General features: G+C 49.9%; 18 protein-coding genes. 6 read left to right on the top strand and 12 right to left on the bottom strand.

From position 1 onward, the window contains the following. Positions 1–88: 88 nt before the first annotated feature. Both cfa and punC read right to left on the bottom strand, forming a co-directional pair. The gene (gene cfa, locus DES37_RS18465) at positions 89–1,237 is read right to left on the bottom strand and encodes a cyclopropane fatty acyl phospholipid synthase (RefSeq protein ID WP_110027214.1); all 1,149 of its coding nucleotides are present in this window, start codon (positions 1,235–1,237) and stop codon (positions 89–91) included. Positions 1,238–1,515: 278 nt separating this feature from the next. Further along, positions 1,516–2,706, bottom strand: a complete 1,191-nt coding sequence (gene punC, locus DES37_RS18460; protein WP_110027213.1) for a purine nucleoside transporter PunC — start codon at positions 2,704–2,706, stop codon at positions 1,516–1,518. Between the two features lie 107 nt (positions 2,707–2,813). Here punC and punR point away from each other — a divergent pair, with 107 nt between their 5' ends. Next, entirely contained in the window at positions 2,814–3,743 is a 930-nt protein-coding gene (punR, locus tag DES37_RS18455) for a DNA-binding transcriptional activator PunR (RefSeq protein ID WP_036108628.1), read from the top strand. Here punR and purR read toward each other — a convergent pair. Continuing rightward, a complete protein-coding gene (purR, locus tag DES37_RS18450; protein ID WP_110027211.1) occupies positions 3,740–4,765 on the bottom strand; it encodes an HTH-type transcriptional repressor PurR in 1,026 nt (341 codons plus the stop codon). The two genes, punR and purR, sit on opposite strands and share 4 nt — an antisense overlap. A gap of 292 nt (positions 4,766–5,057) precedes the next feature. Here purR and cydH point away from each other — a divergent pair, with 292 nt between their 5' ends. Together cydH and DES37_RS18440 are read left to right on the top strand one after the other, a co-directional pair. After that, positions 5,058–5,147: a cytochrome bd-I oxidase subunit CydH gene (gene cydH, locus DES37_RS18445; protein ID WP_110027209.1), complete on the top strand. Its 90-nt coding sequence runs from the start codon at positions 5,058–5,060 to the stop codon at positions 5,145–5,147. Between the two features lie 271 nt (positions 5,148–5,418). Beyond that, on the top strand, positions 5,419–6,585 hold the full coding sequence (locus DES37_RS18440; RefSeq protein ID WP_110027207.1) for an MFS transporter: 1,167 nt from the start codon (positions 5,419–5,421) through the stop codon (positions 6,583–6,585). 65 nt (positions 6,586–6,650) lie between these two features. On the opposite strand, the gene sodB is transcribed toward DES37_RS18440, so the two are convergent. Together sodB and DES37_RS18430 are read right to left on the bottom strand one after the other, a co-directional pair. Further along, positions 6,651–7,232 carry a superoxide dismutase [Fe] gene (gene sodB / locus DES37_RS18435; RefSeq protein WP_036108636.1) on the bottom strand — a complete coding sequence of 194 codons (582 nt, stop codon included), beginning with the start codon at positions 7,230–7,232 and terminating at the stop codon, positions 6,651–6,653. A 122-nt stretch (positions 7,233–7,354) separates the two neighbouring features. Continuing rightward, positions 7,355–8,155 (bottom strand): C40 family peptidase, encoded by an 801-nt coding sequence (locus DES37_RS18430; protein WP_425451726.1) that lies wholly within the window; start codon positions 8,153–8,155, stop codon positions 7,355–7,357. A gap of 368 nt (positions 8,156–8,523) precedes the next feature. Here DES37_RS18430 and DES37_RS18425 point away from each other — a divergent pair, with 368 nt between their 5' ends. Further along, positions 8,524–8,868 carry a Grx4 family monothiol glutaredoxin gene (locus DES37_RS18425; protein ID WP_036108641.1) on the top strand — a complete coding sequence of 115 codons (345 nt, stop codon included), beginning with the start codon at positions 8,524–8,526 and terminating at the stop codon, positions 8,866–8,868. 86 nt (positions 8,869–8,954) lie between these two features. On the opposite strand, the gene rnt is transcribed toward DES37_RS18425, so the two are convergent. The 4 genes from rnt to eptA all read right to left on the bottom strand — a co-directional run bounded on the left by rnt (position 8,955) and on the right by eptA (position 13,040). Next, on the bottom strand, positions 8,955–9,620 hold the full coding sequence (gene rnt / locus DES37_RS18420; protein WP_036108643.1) for a ribonuclease T: 666 nt from the start codon (positions 9,618–9,620) through the stop codon (positions 8,955–8,957). A gap of 94 nt (positions 9,621–9,714) precedes the next feature. Next, positions 9,715–10,125 carry a lactoylglutathione lyase gene (gene gloA / locus DES37_RS18415; protein WP_036108645.1) on the bottom strand — a complete coding sequence of 137 codons (411 nt, stop codon included), beginning with the start codon at positions 10,123–10,125 and terminating at the stop codon, positions 9,715–9,717. 88 nt (positions 10,126–10,213) lie between these two features. Continuing rightward, entirely contained in the window at positions 10,214–11,311 is a 1,098-nt protein-coding gene (gene nemA / locus DES37_RS18410) for an alkene reductase (protein WP_110027203.1), read from the bottom strand. A 112-nt stretch (positions 11,312–11,423) separates the two neighbouring features. Next, positions 11,424–13,040, bottom strand: a complete 1,617-nt coding sequence (gene eptA / locus DES37_RS18405) for a phosphoethanolamine transferase EptA (RefSeq protein ID WP_235234483.1) — start codon at positions 13,038–13,040, stop codon at positions 11,424–11,426. 239 nt (positions 13,041–13,279) lie between these two features. Between eptA and DES37_RS18400 the strand changes: the two genes are divergently transcribed. Both DES37_RS18400 and DES37_RS18395 read left to right on the top strand, forming a co-directional pair. Continuing rightward, the gene (locus DES37_RS18400; protein WP_036108651.1) at positions 13,280–13,519 is read left to right on the top strand and encodes a DUF1289 domain-containing protein; all 240 of its coding nucleotides are present in this window, start codon (positions 13,280–13,282) and stop codon (positions 13,517–13,519) included. A 53-nt stretch (positions 13,520–13,572) separates the two neighbouring features. Further along, positions 13,573–14,466: an aldo/keto reductase gene (locus DES37_RS18395; protein WP_036108653.1), complete on the top strand. Its 894-nt coding sequence runs from the start codon at positions 13,573–13,575 to the stop codon at positions 14,464–14,466. A 176-nt stretch (positions 14,467–14,642) separates the two neighbouring features. Here DES37_RS18395 and DES37_RS18390 read toward each other — a convergent pair whose 3' ends face one another. The 3 genes from DES37_RS18390 to DES37_RS18380 are packed head-to-tail and all read right to left on the bottom strand — an operon-like array spanning position 14,643 to position 17,776. Then, positions 14,643–16,670 (bottom strand): FUSC family protein, encoded by a 2,028-nt coding sequence (locus tag DES37_RS18390; RefSeq protein ID WP_110027201.1) that lies wholly within the window; start codon positions 16,668–16,670, stop codon positions 14,643–14,645. After that, complete coding sequence (locus DES37_RS18385) at positions 16,667–17,533, bottom strand: efflux RND transporter periplasmic adaptor subunit (protein ID WP_110027200.1); 867 nt, start codon at positions 17,531–17,533, stop codon at positions 16,667–16,669. The genes DES37_RS18390 and DES37_RS18385 overlap by 4 nt, the downstream gene beginning before the upstream one ends. A gap of 6 nt (positions 17,534–17,539) precedes the next feature. Continuing rightward, the gene (locus DES37_RS18380; RefSeq protein WP_036108659.1) at positions 17,540–17,776 is read right to left on the bottom strand and encodes a DUF1656 domain-containing protein; all 237 of its coding nucleotides are present in this window, start codon (positions 17,774–17,776) and stop codon (positions 17,540–17,542) included. Between the last annotated feature and the right edge of the window lie 168 nt (positions 17,777–17,944).

The following is a 17,944-nucleotide window of genomic DNA, read 5'->3' as shown; positions in this document are numbered from 1 at the left end:
CGCGTTGGTTGAGCCGGGTATAAGCGAATACTCCGCGTTCAAATAAAAAACCACCTGCTGGTGGTTTTTTAACATATCGGGCATTTATTCAGCGCGGAACACGCAGGCCATTTTCAATGCCGCGGCTGAAGACAACCTGCCACAATTGAATATCTCGTGCACGAAACGCACCTGCACAGGCGTTCAGGTAATAGGTGAACATCCGTTTAAACCGATCCGAATAGTTATCTGCTATTTCGGGCCAGCATTCCTGGAAGCGCTGGTACCAGGCCATCAGTGTTTTATCGTAATCTGAACCAAAATTATGCCAGTCTTCCATAACAAAATAAGGTTCACTGGCCTGAGCGATATGCTTCACTGAAGGCAGACAACCATTGGGGAAAATGTATTTATCTATCCATGGGTCGACATTGTTGTCTGTTCTGTTGGATCCAATGGTATGCAGCAGGAAGATCCCTTCGGGCTTAAGACACCGGTTAGCTACAGCAAAGTAGGTGGCATAATTTTTAGGCCCGACATGCTCAAACATACCGACAGAAACAATACGATCAAATTGCATCGTCAGGTCACGGTAGTCTTGCAGCAATATTGTGACATCCAGCCCTTCACAACGCGCCTGTGCCAGTTTTTGCTGCTCAGCAGAAATTGTTACACCGTACACCGACACACCGTAATTTTTCGCTGCAAATGCTGCCAGCCCACCCCAGCCACAACCTATATCCAGCAAGGTCATTCCCGGCTTGAGCTGCAGTTTTTCGCAGATCATTCTCAGTTTATCCTGCTGTGCAGTTTCCAGGTCAGTGGCTTTTTTCCAGTAGCCACAGGAATACTGCATAAAAGGATCGAGCATTCGGGTGAAGAGGTCATTACCCAGGTCGTAATGCTCTTTACCAACAATCCAGGCACGTTTACGGTTTTGCAGATTAAACAGACGAGCGGACAAAATACGCAAAGTATCTTTAAAATGATGGGGTATCTGGTTTTCCAGACCATTTCTGAGGACTTTGGTGAAAAACAGATCAAGACGGTCGCAATCCCACCAGCCGTCCATATAACTTTCACCCAGCCCCAAAGAACCTTGCTGCAGTATGCGTTTAAAGAAATCAGGATTTTTGACCTGGATGTCCGCAGGACTATTACCATTTATCGCGACACCCGCACGTGACAGCAACTCACTGACAATGCGGAACCATTCATTATCTTTTATCGCGGCTTCTTCTATACACGATGAACTCATAGTTTCTCCATCACCTGACTGTGAGCAGACACTAAAAAAAGCGTAGTCGCTAATTTGACATTGTGAGTTGTCTCACAGCAAAAACATAAGCCCGGAACCGGACACGGTATAAAAGCAGGTGGTCGCCTGACGACAGGCCATCTGAAAAGCGGGAGTCAGATCCCCCGAAAAATGATTGCAGGCCCGGTATCCCGAGCCTCATATCAGTATATGCCGCGTAAAAATGTGATTCAATAGAAAATTGTTAGCAAACTAATTACAAAAAAATGACATTATCGCTAACGTGAGGACCCGGCGGGATGAGGGTTTTTGGCAATGGCGATTGCCTGTAACTGGTAACCAACCCATACGAGAACCAGCGTGCTTAACATAATGCTGGTGGTGGCTATCAGGGGTGTGGATACCATCATGGAAACCAGCAGGCTTGCCAGGAAACACAAGCCTAACTGAAGGGTGCTTTGTAATGCAGCGGCCCGCCCGGCAGCCTGGGAAAACGGCTGCAGAGCCTGTGCAACGACAATAGGGTAAATTGCACCATTTGCCAGCGCCATCAGGCAGAAGGGTGCCAGCAGGCTGGTCAAAGAAGGGGATGTGGTCAGCGAGACACCAAAAACAGCGGACACACTCACAGCAAATATCCCCAACAACCAGGGTAGCATTTGCTGCCCTTGCCACTTTTTCAGTGCACTACGGCAACCAAAACCGCCCAGCAAAAAAGCCAGAGTTTGTGGTACGTAACTCAGACCAATTGCTTCAGGCTCATAACCCATTTGGTGAAGAATAAAGGGGGAACCCGTGAGCCAGGCGAAAAAGCTGGCTGAGCAGGCTGCATAAATAATGACATTCCCACAATACCCTTTATGGCGCAGTAAAGAGGAATAAAGGGTGGGTTGAGCATGCGCTGTACGTTGTGGGCGTTGTGCACTGGTGTAATGCCAGAGGGGTAAAATCAGCAAAAGTGTGATGAGCAGCAGGCAGCCGAATATCGCCTTCCAGTCAAAATGGCGCAGTACCCAGCTACCGGCAAGAGGAGCCAGTGCCGGGGAAAGCGCAACCAGAGGCATGATAGTGGCAAAAACACGATTCGCCTGCTGCCCGGAGAAACGGTCAGTAACCAGCGCCTGCCAACTTACTGTTGCGCAACACACCCCAACCGCCTGAATAAACCGCAATACCAGAAATGCGGTTGGCGAAGTGACGAAAAAAATCCCGGCACAACTCAGTGCAAAAATCACCAGCCCGCTTAACAGAACAGGGCGGCGGCCAAAATGGTCAGAAAGCGGGCCCCAAATTAATTGAGCCAGAGCAAAACCGGCGAGAAACACACTCAAACTGGCGCTGATGGCCGACGGGGGAGCCCCCAGTGAAACCTGAATGGCACTAAATGCAGGCAGGTACATATCGGTTGCTAAAAAGCCCAGCATGCTAAGTCCGGCAAGCCAGGTAATAAAGAGGCGAGAGGCGCTCATGGTCAATCCTGCTATAACAAAATTCGTGGCGTGAGTGTAAAAAGTGCATCCGCCGTTGTGAAACGCTAAAATTTGGATGTTCCTTTCAAAAATTTTGCAGGCAGGTTATGTGGTCAGAATATGCGCTTGAAGTGGTGGATGCCGTGGCTCGTAATGGCAGTTTTACTGGTGCGGCACAGGAGTTGCACCGTGTCCCTTCGGCAATCAGTTATACGGTGCGGCAACTGGAATCCTGGCTGTCGGTCGAGCTGTTTGAACGCCGTCATAAAGATGTAGAACTGACCCCCGCCGGGCGCTGTTTTTTGCAGGAGGGCCGCAGTGTTATCAAAAAAATGCATGAAACGCGCCTGCAGTGCCAGCAAATAGCGAATGGCTGGCGTGGTTCACTGGCGATTGCGGTTGACACCATCGTTCGCCCGGCAAGAACCCGTCAATTGGTACAAGATTTTTATCACCATTTCCAGGATGTGGAATTGCATGTGCGGCCGGAAGTGTTCAATGGTGTGTGGGATGCACTGGCTGATGGCCGGGTAGAACTGGCAATTGGCGCGACCCAGGCTGTGCCTGTTGGTGGGCGTTACGGCTTTCGTGATATGGGTAGCCTGGCATGGTGCTGTGTGGTTGCGGCATCGCATCCGCTTGCGCAGATAAACGGTGCAATTGGTGATGACATACTTCGCCAGTGGCCGTCTCTGGTTCTGGAAGATACATCGCGTGAACTACCGAAAAGGATAACCTGGCAACTCAGTAATCAGCGCCGGATAGTGGTACCAGACTGGCAGTGTGGTTTCGCCTGCCTGAGTGACAGCATCGGTATCGGCATGGTTCCGGCACATATGGCGCAGCCGTTTATTGACCGCGGGGAATGGGTTAGTGTGCAACTTGAAAACCCTTACCCGGACTCGGCTTGTTGCCTGACATGGCGGCAAAGTGATGCCTCACCGGCTTTACAGTGGGTACTGGATTACCTGGGCGACAGCAGCACACTGAACAGTGAGTGGTTGCGGGAGCCAGGCCAGCTCCCGCAAGGTGATTAACGGCGATAATCTCTGAACGGGCCATCGGCCACTGAACGGCGTTCAATCAGGCGGGGATGAACCTCAATTGTCTGAGACTCCTCGCGCTTATTGATAATTCTGTCGAGCAGCATATTAAATGCCGTTTCGCCGAGAGAATCTTTGGGCTGATGAACGGTGGTCAGTGCCGGGGTAAAGTAACGCGCGTTGCGCACGTTATCGTACCCAATAATCGAGATATCCTGTGGCACACGCAGCCCCATTTCGTCTGCCGCGCAAATAGCACCCATCGCCATAATATCTCCGCCACAAAACACAGCTGTAGGCCGCTGCGGGCGGGTAAGAATTTGCTGCATGGCGTTGTAGCCGGATTCAGGTTCGAAATCGCCGTGAACAATCCATGACTCAGGGACATTGATACCGGCTTCGTTCATTGCTTTCATGAAGCCGGAAAGCCGCCCTGAACCTGTGTTACGTTCCAGTTGGCCTGATATCACGCCAATTTCCCGGTGCCCGCGTTCGACCAAATACCGGCCAGCCATGTAACCGCCTTCGAAGGCGTTATCAATGACCGAGTCGGTAAAATCTGCCCGTGCTTCACCCCAGTCCATAACCACCATCGGAATGTGGCGGTACTCTTCCAGCATAGAAAGCAGTTCCTGAGGGTATTCTGAACACATAACTAACAGGCCATCGACACGCTTTTGCGCCATCATGGACAGGTAGGCGCGCTGCTTTTCAAAGTTATTGTGCGCATTGCCGAGAATCAGGGTGTAGCCTTTGGCGAAACAACTGTTCTCAACCGCTTCAATAATTTCAGCGAAATAGGGGGCCTCACTGCTGGTAGAAAGCAGGCCAATTGATTTTGTGTGGTTCACCTTCAGGCTGCGGGCTACCGCGCTGGGTGAATAATGCAGCTCTTTGATTGCTGCCCACACCGCATTACGGGTGTCTTCCGCAACAAAACGCGTTTTGTTAATAACGTGTGATACGGTTGTAGTGGAAACGTTTGCGCGTTTCGCGACGTCTTTTATAGTTGCCATTTGATGTCACTCCAGACCATATCCTAAACTCCTGAAAACTAATTGGTTAAACGTTTGCCTGGGCTTCCCCCTGTAAGCAACGAATTGGGTTGCCAGCATGCCGGGATTGCGACATAAAACGAAAAGGAGGGGATAATGGCCGGTACGTAATAAGTCAGCGTGCGATTTTGTCTTATATTGAGTAAAAGTGGAAGTGCAAAAGCACATATCAAACTAAATCTTTAAGGATTTTACGGCCAAACTGTGTAAAAATGATCTACACCCACTTTTTACAGGGAATAAGGAATTAATCATGCCAACTGAATTGAAATATTCACTGACTACGACTGTTATTACCTTAGGTCTGATTGTTGCAACCGGGCTGATTGCTATTCTGCATTAAGGCTTGTATTGCTTTCACTCAGATATCATTGCTCAGGCGATGGCGTTGTTAGTTTTGTGCCTGTCTAAGGGCCTGCTAATACACTGTCGCCTGGCTGTTGTCCTTCCTCCCTTCCAGGTATTTTCTTTACTGCCACACGGATTCTTTACCATTTAGCAAAACTCTATTATCACTATTGCCACTTTTCAAAGTGAAGTGTGACTGACATCATGTTTTCATCTTTTTTGTCTTTGCCAGCGCTTATTTGCGCAGGCTAAAAATTGAGGTAGTGATGAAAGTCAATTTGCCATTACTTGCCCTGGCGATAGGGGCCTTTGGGATTGGTACCACTGAGTTTTCACCTATGGGGCTATTGCCGGTTATTGCTGAAGGGGTTCATGTGTCGATTCCCGCCGCCGGCATGCTGATTAGCGCCTATGCCGTTGGGGTAATGGTTGGGGCACCACTGATGACCTTGTTGTTATCTCGTTATTCACGGCGAAACGCCCTGGTTTTTCTGATGAGTATTTTTACTCTGGGTAATGTGCTTTCTGCTGTTGCTCCGGATTATGGCATGTTGATGTTTGCCCGTGTGATAACCAGCCTGAACCATGGAGCATTTTTTGGACTTGGGGCTGTGGTGGCTGCCAGTGTCGTCCCTGCGAATAAGCAGGCCAGCGCTGTTGCAACAATGTTTATGGGGCTGACAATTGCCAATATTGGTGGGGTGCCCGCGGCAACCTGGCTTGGGCAGTATATTGGCTGGCGTATGGCTTTCCTGGGGATCGGTGCGCTGGGGCTGGTAGCTATGTTCAGTTTGTTTATGACTATTCCGGCAAGTATCAAAGGCCACAGGCCGGATGTGGCGAAGGAGTTGAAGGTTCTTGCCCGGCCGCAGGTACTGGCGGCACTGCTTACAACGGTATTGGGTGCCGGTGCGATGTTCACGCTGTACACCTATATTGCCCCGGTACTGGAAGCCATTACAGGCGCAACACCTGGGTTTGTCACTGCCATGCTGGTGCTGGTCGGTGTTGGTTTTTCTATTGGGAACTACTGGGGCGGGCGGTTAGCGGATAAATCGGTTACTGGCACGCTGGTTGGTTTCCTGGTGCTGCTGATTGCCAGTATGGCACTGGTGCCGCTGGTGGGTAAAAGCCATGCCGGAGCCGCATTGATGATGATCGTTTGGGGGGCTGCAACATTTGGCGTAGTTCCGCCTTTACAGATGCGAGTAATGCGTGTTGCCAGTGAAGCGCCGGGTCTTGCCTCATCAGTTAATATTGGTGCTTTCAACCTGGGGAATGCGCTGGGGGCTGCAGCTGGTGGTGGGGTAATAACTGCGGGCCTGGGTTACAGTACTGTACCTGTTATGGGGGCTATAGTTGCCGCAACAGGGTTGCTACTGGTATTGATTAACCGCCAGGCGGATAACCGTGTTTGTGAAACAACTGACTGAAGTCATACTTTTCCCCGCCCCAAAAAAAAGCGAAGCACAGGCTTCGCTTTTTACTGTTAGTACGATTATGCAGCGAGGTTCTTCGCAACAAACTCCCAGTTTACCAGAGCCCAGAAGTGCTCCAGGTAGTTAGGGCGAGAATTACGGTAGTCAATGTAATAGGCGTGTTCCCACACATCAACAGTCAGTAATGGTGTCGCGCCTGCAGTCAGCGGAGTGCCGGCATTAGAAGTGGAAACGATAGCCAGGCTGCCATCTGCTTGTTTAACCAGCCAGGTCCAGCCAGAACCAAAGTTCTTAGCTGCGGCATCGTTAAATTTCGCTTTAAAGTCAGCAAAGCTACCGAAAGCAGCATTGATGGCATCAGCGATTGCACCAGTCGGTTCGCCACCGGCGTTAGGTGCCAGGCAGTTCCAGTAGAAAGTGTGGTTCCAAACCTGTGCTGCGTTATTGAACACACCACCTTCAGAAGAGCAGATGATCTCTTCAAGGGATTTGCCCTCAAAAGGGGTACCTTTAACCAGGTTGTTCAGGTTGGTCACGTAAGTTTGATGATGTTTACCGTAATGGTATTCCAGTGTTTCCACAGAAATGTGCGGTTCAAGCGCATCTTTTGCATACGGTAATGCAGGTAATTCAAATGACATTGCTTCACTCCTTGTTATTGTGTACTTAACAAAAATAACACATTTTATAAGGTTTTATATTACCAATATAAAACTAGAATAAAAAGAAAGCATTGCCTGCCAAAACAAGGGCAGGCAATGTTTTATCGCAGGGTTTTTGGTGTCATTACCCGGCGTGCACCTACATAGTGGCGCTGCCAGTAATCTTCACTCAGGGAGGTTATCTGGATGTCCTGCCCGCTACGCGGAGACTGAATAAATTTCCCACCACCAATGTACACACCTACGTGGTCTGCAGTACCCCGGCCTTCAGTACGGAAGAACACTAAATCACCACTTTGTAGTTCCCCGCGGTCAACAGGGGCGGCGTCTCTCAGGTGATACATTTCATTGGCAGTACGCGGAATATGGAATTTAACTAAATCTTTGTAGGCGTAATAGACCAAACCGCTGCAGTCAAACCCGGTGCGTGGGGAACTTCCCCCCCAATGGTAGGGTTTGCCAATCTGATTCATTAAGGTGGATATTGCCGCAGTTTTAGCGCGTAACACTTTTTTATGTGCGGCTGTTGCTAACGGACGTGTTGTTTTTACCTTCACACAATGTTTTTTATGGCCTTTGCGTGCCCGTGAACATTGCTCTGTCCACACCGTTTCCATTTGAACTTCATTGCGCACCAGGCGAGAAGCCTTGCCTTGATGAACAGTGGCTCTGGTATGATTTTTAGCGGTGCGCGTAGTGTGTTTAGTGGTTTTTGTAACTGGTTTTTTTGCAGAAGCCGAAACACTGTGGGTTTTGCGGCTGGTGGATTTGGTGCTGTGGGTACTGGTTTTTTTGCTGCTGTGTTTGGGAATAACGTTGCTGTGTTGCGCCTTCTGCAAAGCTGAATGGCGGGTATGTTCCGACGCCTGAGTTAAAGGCGTCCAGGGCAAGGTTATTAGCAGTGCACAGAACGAAATAGAGAGTTTGCTTATCCGCGCCACTCGTCTGAGTCCCCTGAAAAAGCAGGCCGCATTGCCTGCCAGAAAATGATTAAACCAAAGGATTCTAATATAGATAAAACGATAATGTTAATAATCTTTTTATATTGCCTTACGGTTTTGTGTTCATACGCGAAAAAAATAACCAATATGACGTTTATCTGACCAGTGTTTGACCTGGCGCAGGGTATTCTCTGTTTGAGAAAACTGTTATCCTTAAGGCATGTTTAACGGTTTCGGTATTGCCGGCCAGGTGAAACCGCAGGCCAGAGTCTTGTGGCCTGTTTACTGTGACCAGCAATGCCTTTCTGCCGCTTTGAGGAAGTAAGATAATGAGCTCTACAATTGAAAAGATTCAGCGCCAGATAGCTGAAAACCCAATCCTGCTTTATATGAAAGGCTCCCCTAAATTACCGAGTTGCGGTTTTTCTGCACAGGCGGTACAGGCGTTATCTGCTTGTGGTGAGCGCTTTGCTTATGTCGATATTTTGCAAAACCCGGATATCCGTGCCGAGTTACCGAAATATGCTAACTGGCCGACTTTCCCGCAATTGTGGGTAGAAGGTGAACTGGTTGGCGGTTGTGATATCGTGATTGAAATGTACCAGCGTGGTGAGTTGCAGTCGCTGATTAAAGAAGCTGCAGAACGCCACCGCGAAGACAGCCAGAGCGAGTAATTAATTACCCGCAAATAAAAAGGCGCCAATACGGCGCCTTTTTATTGCCCGTAGCCTGAAAAAATGTAGCCTGGGCCCGTAGAACGTTATACCTGCTCGCTCTCTGCGGTATCCTGCGGCAGTGCCACAGGCCAGCCACCAAGGCGTTTCCAGCGGTTAACAATTTCACAAAACAGTAGTGCAGTCTGTTCAGTATCATATAAGGCGGAATGCGCCTGAGCGTTATCAAACGCGATACCTGCAGTCTGGCAGGCTTTAGCCAGCACTGTCTGGCCCAGCGCCAGACCGCTGAGTGCGGCGGTATCAAAAGTACCAAATGGGTGAAACGGGTTGCGTTTGAGTGAGCTACGCTCCGCCGCCGCCATTAAAAAACTGTGATCAAAATTAGCATTGTGCGCCACGATAATAGCTCGCGAGCACCCGTGATCCTTGATTCCCTTACGCACCATTTTAAAAATGGCGTGCAGCGCTTCGTACTCTGTAACCGCGCCGCGCAATGGGTTGTGAGGGTCGATCCCCGTAAAAGCCAGTGCTTCCGGGTTAAGAATGGCACCTTCAAACGGTTCGACATGGAAATGCAGCGTCTGGTCAGTTGAAAGCCAGCCTTCTTCATCCATTTTTAACGTGACAGCGGCAATTTCCAGCAGTGCGTCCGTCTGGGCGTTAAAACCAGCCGTTTCGACATCAATCACAACAGGATAAAAACCACGAAAGCGGTCATTCAGACCGTTTAGTTGAACATTTTCCGACATCAGCGTCTCATTATTGCGGTAAAAGCTGCGGGCATTATGGCAAATTTCAGGAGGGGATGCAGCAGGCGGGCATAAAAAGCCCGCCAGAGAGTGATTATGCGTTACCCAGGCCTTTGCCTGCGTCTTTGGCTTCAATCAGCTCGATTTTATAACCATCCGGATCTTCAACAAAAGCGATAACTGTTGTACCGCCTTTTACCGGGCCTGCTTCACGGGTGACTTTACCGCCGTTTTGGCGAATACGCTCACATGCCTGTGCGGCATCATCTACGCTAATGGCGATATGACCAAAAGCCGTACCCATTTCATAACTGTCAACGCCCCAGTTCCAGGTCAGCTCAATCACTGCTTCATCGCTTTCCTGACCATAGCCAACAAATGCCAGGGAGTATTTGTATTCTGGATTTTCACTGGTACGCAGGAGTTTCATACCCAGAACTTCAGTATAAAACGCAATAGAGCGCTGGAGATCCCCGACGCGGAGCATAGTGTGGAGTAAGCGCATAATTTTCCTCTTCCGTTAGTGTTTCATCAGTTGGTACACAGGGGAACCAAGTATAGCGGCGAACCTGCGCCGCTATCAATGCAATGAATCAGAGAGTGGGGTAATCGGTGTAACCCTGAGCATCCCCGCCATAAAAAGTTTCCGGGCGCGGGGTATTGAGTGGGGCGTTATGCTGGAGGCGAGCCACCAGGTCAGGGTTTGAGATATAGCTACGCCCAAAGGCGACGGCATCAATCAAACCGCGTTCAATAAGCGCCTGTGCTTTCTCAGGCGTGTAAGCTCCGGCACCAATGATAACACCACTGAAACGGTCACGTACCGCCTGACGGAAGGCATCGCTGTATGGTTTGCCACCTGCCCAGTCCGGTTCGGAAATGTGCAGGTAAGCCAGGCCGCGTTTATTCAGCTCTTCAATAAAATACAGCGCAGCAGCTTCCTGGTCTTCACCATTATCCAGCCCATTAAACGGGCCAAGAGGTGAAATCCGGATACCAATACGGTCGGCTGACCAGGCTTCACAGGCCGCATCGACCACTTCAAGAGCCAGGCGGGAGCGGTTTTCGATACTGCCACCATACTGGTCTGTGCGCTGGTTCGATGACGGAGACAGGAACTGATGCAGCAAATAACCATGTGCGCTGTGCAACTCGATAAGATCGAACCCGGCTGTTTTGGCATTTACTACCGCCTGGCGAAAATCCGCCACTATCCCCGGGATTTCCTCTGTTGTCAGTGCTCGTGGTTCTGTGGTGTCCACCCTTACTGCATGCCCGTTTTCATCCCTGAGCGTAGTGCGTGTTTCTGCCCGAATAGCAGAAGGCGCGACCGGGGCTTTACCCTCAGGTTGCAGGGAAGAATGGGAAATACGGCCTGTATGCCACAGTTGAACAGCAATATGGCCGTGTTCCTGGTGAACACTGTCAGTGATTTTGTGCCAGGCGGCAATCTGTGCTGCGCTGTGAATGCCGGGCGCACCTTCATAACCCCGGGCTTGTGGGGAAATGTTAGTCGCTTCAGAAATAATCAAACCCGAAGATGCGCGCTGGCGGTAGTATTCGGCCATCAGTGCGGTTGGCACCTGTCCTGGTTCAATGCTACGCAGGCGAGTAAGTGGCGCCATTAATACGCGGTTAGATAAGGTAACGGCGCCCACTTTCAGTGGAATGAATAATTTATCTGCAGACATAAAACCTCTTTAATAGACCGGTCGTCTTGTTGAGAAGAAAAAATTAATAGAACGACTGGTCGCACGCAAGAGACTGGGCTTATCCTTGCGTGCGGTTTCTTTACTCCGGTCCTTACTGGCGGCAGGTGGCCAGCAAGTCCAGACCTGGCTGGTAGACGTGGGTGCGAATATCCATCATACCAAGCAGCGTGGAGAAAAGGTTGTCCTGAGAAACCTCATCATTTTTGCCTTTTTGTTGCAGGCAGGGGCGATTGATATGGAAACCCTGAGAGTAATTATCCGACAACCAAAATAACAGCGGGATATGGGTTTGCTGGTCTGGCGCGATAAGCCAGGGAGTACCATGCAAATAGATCCCATTTTCGCCCAGAGACTCACCGTGGTCGGATAAATACACCAGCGCGGTATTCATGTCAGTGTGCTGTTTCAGCATATCTATTGTGCGGCTGACAATATCATCTGTATATAAAATTGAATTGTCATAAGTATTGATGAGCGCGTCACGGCTGCAATCCTGAATCTGGTTGGTATCACAAGTTGGCGTGAAGCGGCGCATTTTCTGTGGGTAGCGTTCATAATACGCCGGGCCGTGGCTGCCCATTAAATGCAAAACAATAACAGTATCATGCTGAATACCATCCAGAATATTTGGCAGGCGATACAAGTTGGCATCATCCAGGCAAATACCATCGTGGCAGACATCATTCAGGTTCCATTTAGTCATGTCTGTATGAGGGATGCGAGTGCAGGCACCTTTACAACCACCGTCGTTTTCCCGCCACAGTACATTAATTCCACCATGAGCCAGAACGTCCATCAGACCTTCTTTGTGGTGTGCCAGGTCTGCATCATACTGGCTGCGGGTCATTCCGGAGAACATGCAGGGCACCGAAACGGCTGTTTCCGTTCCGCATGATGTAGCATGGTTGAACCAAATAACATCACGCTTGCTCAGTTCCGGGTTGGTATCACGCGAGTACCCGCCCAGCGAATAGTTTTGTGCCCGGGATGCCTCGCCCAGAACCAGAATTACCACTGTTTTTTTGCTCTGGCTGCGAATTAACGCGCCTTTGGTGGCATCTTCACCCTGCCTGATAAGTTGGCTGGTATTACCTGCCAATTGCTTGTGCGTGAATTGAATGAAACCAGTGACATAATTGGGTGGGGTCACCATTTTGACCACTTCTTTGTTGTTACGAAACAGTGACGCGTAATCTTTGTACAACGTGCTGGCAGACAAAAGAATAACCATAATGGCGCTGATGACCATCAACCCACGCAATAACAGCACGCCCCACCAACGTTCCTTGCGCACTTTAATGGCACACAATAAAGCCGCAGGAGCAACCCCGGTAAGTCCCAGCCATACAAACAGTTGCGGTGTTAGCAGTGCCGTGGCTTCTTGTGTATTGGTATCAAAAATGTTGAGCATCATGTTGCGGTCAATAACCGCACCATAGGTGAACATAAAATAGTTACTTGCGGCGCTGCCAACGAGCAACAATACAAGCAGGGGCTTTCTCAGCCAGGGCAGGGCGAAGAGACTGAAAATAATGGTCCATGCCGCAAACAGTACCAGAGGAATACTCAGGGCAAACAGTATGGTATGCAAATTGTTCGGGTGAATAATTCCCCAACAACGAGCAATAAACAGGCTGTTAATCAAAGTGAAAATGAGCGCGCTGAAAAGTGTAAACTGCGAATCGTTACACTGTAACTTTTTAAACATTATTGTATTCATTGTCAGGGAAGTGAACAGCATCTCACTTTATCCGGCAAAGATTAGTAAAACCTTAATCCTTTGATTAATGGCTAATCAGGATAAATAAAGCACATCAGTGACCGGATAATATGATATGAATGAACTGCTGCTTTTTTATGCACTGTGACCGGTCTCATGGCCTGCGAAACTTGCACCACTGGCAGATAACGTCTTCAATAACTGAATGGGGTTGATGAGGTTGAATTGTGGCTGAGCAGTTAGAGTTTTTTCCGGTGCCAAGCCCGTGCCGGGGAATTTGCCAGAGCGATGATAAAGGTTATTGTCGTGGCTGCATGCGCAGCCGCGAGGAACGTTTTAACTGGCAAAAAATGTCAGATGCGCAAAAACAGGATGTTATCAGGCTGTGCCGCCAGCGTATGCTGCGCAAATTGCGGGCAGGTAAGCCAGTATCTGATGATACAGACCAACAACCGTCACTGTTTTAACCGGCGAGGCGGGCTATACTCGCCTGAATTATTTGTTAAAACAGGAACGAACTATGCAGCGTTTAGCCATCGCGCCTCAGGGGCCAGAGTTTTCACGTTTTGTCATGGGGTACTGGCGGTTAATGGACTGGGGGATGTCACCTCAGTCGCTGGTTACATTTATTGAGCAACATCTGGAATTGGGTATTACCACGGTTGACCATGCCGATATCTATGGTGATTACCAGTGTGAATCTGCTTTTGGCGAAGCGTTGAAACTGGCACCTGCGCTGCGCGAAAAACTGGAAATCGTCACTAAATGCGGTATTGCCACGCTGGCTCGACCTGGCAATACGATTGGGCACTACATAACAGATAAACAGCATATTATCAGCAGTGCCGAAAACTCGCTGCGCCACTTCGCCACAGATTACCTTGATTTACTCCTGATACACCGCCCGGACCCACTGATGGATGCAGACGAGGTCGCACAGGCTTTCCTTGAGCTGCACCAGAGTGGCAAAGTGCGCCATTTTGGCGTATCGAATTTTACACCGGCCCAGTATTCCCTGCTTCAGTCAAGGTTGCCTTTCTCCCTGGTCACTAACCAGGTGGAAATCTCTCCCGTACACCAACCTCTGTTACTTGATGGCACACTGGATCAGATGCAGCAATTGCGTGTCCGCCCTATGGCATGGTCGTGCCTGGGAGGCGGGCGTTTGTTTTCTTCTCCTGAATTTGCTGCACTGCGGGATATGCTGGGGAAAGTTGCCGGGCAAACCGGCGCTCAGAGCCTTGAACAGGTTGTATATGCCTGGATTCTTGCACTCCCGAGCATGCCACTGCCTATTATTGGCTCTGGTAAAATTAACCGGGTGCGTGATGCTGTTGGGGCGCTGGACGTTAAATTAACCCGCACACAGTGGTTCAGTATCCGTAAAGCCGCACTGGGTTACGATGTTCCCTGAAGAAACCATTTTTCCCGTAGCTAAAAAAAAGCCCGTCCAGAGGACGGGCAAACAATACTGGAAGCAATGTGAGCAATGTCGTACGGCACGATTGAGGTCGTTACTCGCCATGCCGTGGAAAATAAATTAACAGTAATGATAATCATTATCAACCATGAATTATGTAAGGTTGCGGTTCAGCATTGTGTATTTTGCTCAATAGCAGGGAGAACGGGTGCCAGTTGTAACTGAGACAGCGAGCAATATAACATCCAGATATGGGAAGCCAGATTACGGGCATCCTCCCGGTGATGGCGCTCAAGTGTTGTAGTCAGCGTTTTCAACGTGGTGAGAGCATTGTCCAGGCTACGGTGGTGAACCCCCCGCTCAGTCATAACGCCCTGCACTAAGTGAAGAGCAACGTCACGTACCTGGGTAAGTGGGTCGCCAGGTGCGCCCCAGGAGCGCAATTGCCATACAACGTGTGAACAATTCAGTAGTACCACACCCCAGCGCAGCAACCAGCGCCGGCTTGCTTCGTCTTTACTACTATTCAACTGACTCACCAGGTGATACACCAAAGATTCGAACATTGACTGTGTACGCGCAGGCCTGCGACTTAACTGGTCAATAAAAGCCCGGCGTAATGCACGAATATGGCGACGGCTTTTCAGGTTATCCGACCCCGGCCTTAATACAGAAAAGGCGACCCACGCCAGACCAACACCCAATATTTTAGCCAGATTCTGGTTCAGGAAGTCTGCAAAGTCATAAACCGGCGGGTTAGTGACGGCAATAAATGATCCCATAAAAACAATGAGCTGCCCCCAGAGCCCGGCAAATTTGGGGTGCTGTTGCTTTATCAATTGCATGGTCAGTAATAAAGGGAACAGAAACAGCAGAAATTGCCACAGCTGAGTTATCTGTACCATAAGACCGAATTTCACAGCAAAGCTGAACAAAGACAGCAACAAGAGTGTGCGCAATAACAGAGTTAAGGAAAATAATGCTGTGGGTGTGGTGGCATAAAGAACACAACAAATGGCTGCCAGTGTCAGGGCCGCGCCGCCTTCATCCCACTGGCTGCCAATACTCCAGGCACTGGTCACGCTAATCACGCAAAAAGTGCGCAGTGCGGCCCAAACGGATTCAAGCCAGTCGGTATGGCGTGCAAGCGCAGGCGTTCGCGGTACAGCTTTAACCGGGCGGCCTTCCGGCAATGTGAGTTGCAAAAGCTCCCGGCGGCAGTTTTGCAGTAACTGGCAATAATGCGACAGCCGAAACCAGAAAGCTCGGTAGTGGTAATCTGCGTGTTCTGGTGGTTTCAGGCTGGCAAGACTTCGGGCGATATGCAGTGCATCTGCTTGTGGATTGCCTAACTGCGCCAGTAACTGTTCAATTGCCGGCCAGAGATGTGCTGGCGCGTTGGGCCAGTTAATTAATAAACGGCGAATACCCGAAGTGACACTGATTGCCCGCAAGTACTGGTGCAGCAGGTAGTTAATGCGTGGGTTTTGGTGGCGAAAACGGTAATGGCTCCAGAATGCCTGAACCCGTAGCAGGTTCGTGGTCAGGATCTGGCTTATCATACGTTCGTGAGCAGTACGGATCTCATCCGTTGTTTCCTGGCGCCAAAGTAATTTAGCGTGCTCAAGTAACCGTTGGTGCAGGTTGGTAAGTGTATTGAGCAGGGTTGTCCCGTCGGCGGTACCCGGCAACACCATCATCATTAACCCACCGCATAAAATACCGACAATCACTTCACACACCCGCGATTGCGCAACATCCCAAAGCTCGGTGGTTGATACCGTGTTGAGTAATGGAAATGCGATAATAGCCGCGGTATAGCCCGCCAGCGAGAAACTGTATGCGACATTGTATTGAAACTGACTGGCCATCAGCGTGCACACAGCCAGCCAACTGGCCATCGCCCAGGTAAACAACCAGGGGTCATCAAGTGTGTGCCCGGCAATAAACAGTGCGGCAAATGCGCCCAGAATACTGCCTGCAATTCGCCCGAGACTTTTGCTGATAACGCCACCCTGAGTGGGAAAACTGACAACGGCTGCCGATGTCATGGCCCAGTAGGGTTCATCCAGTTGCAACGCATAGGCGATGGCAAGCGCCAGGCACATGGCGATGGCATTGCGTAAAGCATAACGCCATTGCCCGGGACTGGCGTTAAACCAGGGCAGGGATGTAAGCCGCAGACTGTTCAGTGTCATCGTTTTTGTGGCTCAATGGCAACAGTACAGGTAGTACCGGACACCAGAGTTACACCCTGAGGAATGGTGTCCAGAGTAATTCTTACCGGGACACGTTGCGCCAGGCGCACCCACGGCACGTTGGGTTTGATATCGGCAATCAACCCGGAGTCAGCTTCCACACTTTGGTCATATATCGCCCTGCCAATACTTGCAACTCTGCCTTGTAACGGGGTGTCATCGCTGTACAGCAGGATTTTTGCCGGGTCTCCGGGTTGTATGTGGCGAAGTTTGGTTTCTTCAAAATACCCGACAACATAGAAAGAGTGGCTTTCAACCAGAGCAAATACAGCATTACCTGCCGTGGCATAATCCCCAACACGGGTGGATAAGTTAGTGACCCAGCCATCCTGCGGGGCACTGACAATCGCCTGGCTAATTTCCCAGTTGGCCTTATCCAGTGCGGCTTGCGCCGCATTAACCCCGGCCTGTGCTGTCTTCACACTGATGTTGGCGTTATCCATCTCTTCACCCGCCAGCAGGTTTGCCGGGAGGTTATGGCGGCGAGCGGCTTCCCGTGTTGCTTTTGCCAGTCCAGCCTGGGCGCTGGCAAGTTTGGCTGTCGCATCAAGTTTGGCAATTTGCCAGGGGGTGTCGTCGAGCCGGAACAGGACGCTACCCGCACGGACATACTGGTTATCCTTAACATTAAGGGCAACAATTCGCCCCGAAACCTGGGGAGTAATACCGATTTTTTCAGCCCTGACTTTACCATCGCGGGTCCAGGGGGATTGCATGTAGTAATTCCAGACCATCCATCCGGCAACTACTGCACAAGCAAAAATCAGCAGGCCAGAAAAATACTTAAGCGTCTTCAGGTTCATGCGATGTTATCCCAATGCCAGCATTAACATACCGCTGCTGACACACAGGGCAAAAAGGGAAAGGTCCATAAGCGTGGGGTGCCAGATGTCACCTGAGTACATCCAGTCCCGGAGTATTCGGTGTAAAATTAGCCAAATAAAAAAACCGATAAGTACTGCTTTAAATAACGGAGGAAAGTAGACCGACGACCCGGCAACCAGGTCCCGGGAAACCAGGCCAGACGAGAAGGCAAAAAAATTCACAGGAATATCCCTTTAAACCATGCTGATGACTGCCATTCATTCCACAACTATGTAGAATAAAGTAACGATGCTTGTTTAACTTCACTAAAACTAAGGGTTTGTATTGAAATCTGAACGTCTGCAAACTAGTCTGTAACAAGTATAATAACTTAGCAAGCTAATTATAAG

Source organism: Mangrovibacter plantisponsor (genome assembly GCF_003182475.1).
GTDB lineage: Bacteria > Pseudomonadota > Gammaproteobacteria > Enterobacterales > Enterobacteriaceae > Mangrovibacter > Mangrovibacter plantisponsor.
Note: the sequence above shows the minus strand (reverse complement) of the source record. Positions and strands in the feature narration are given on the sequence as shown.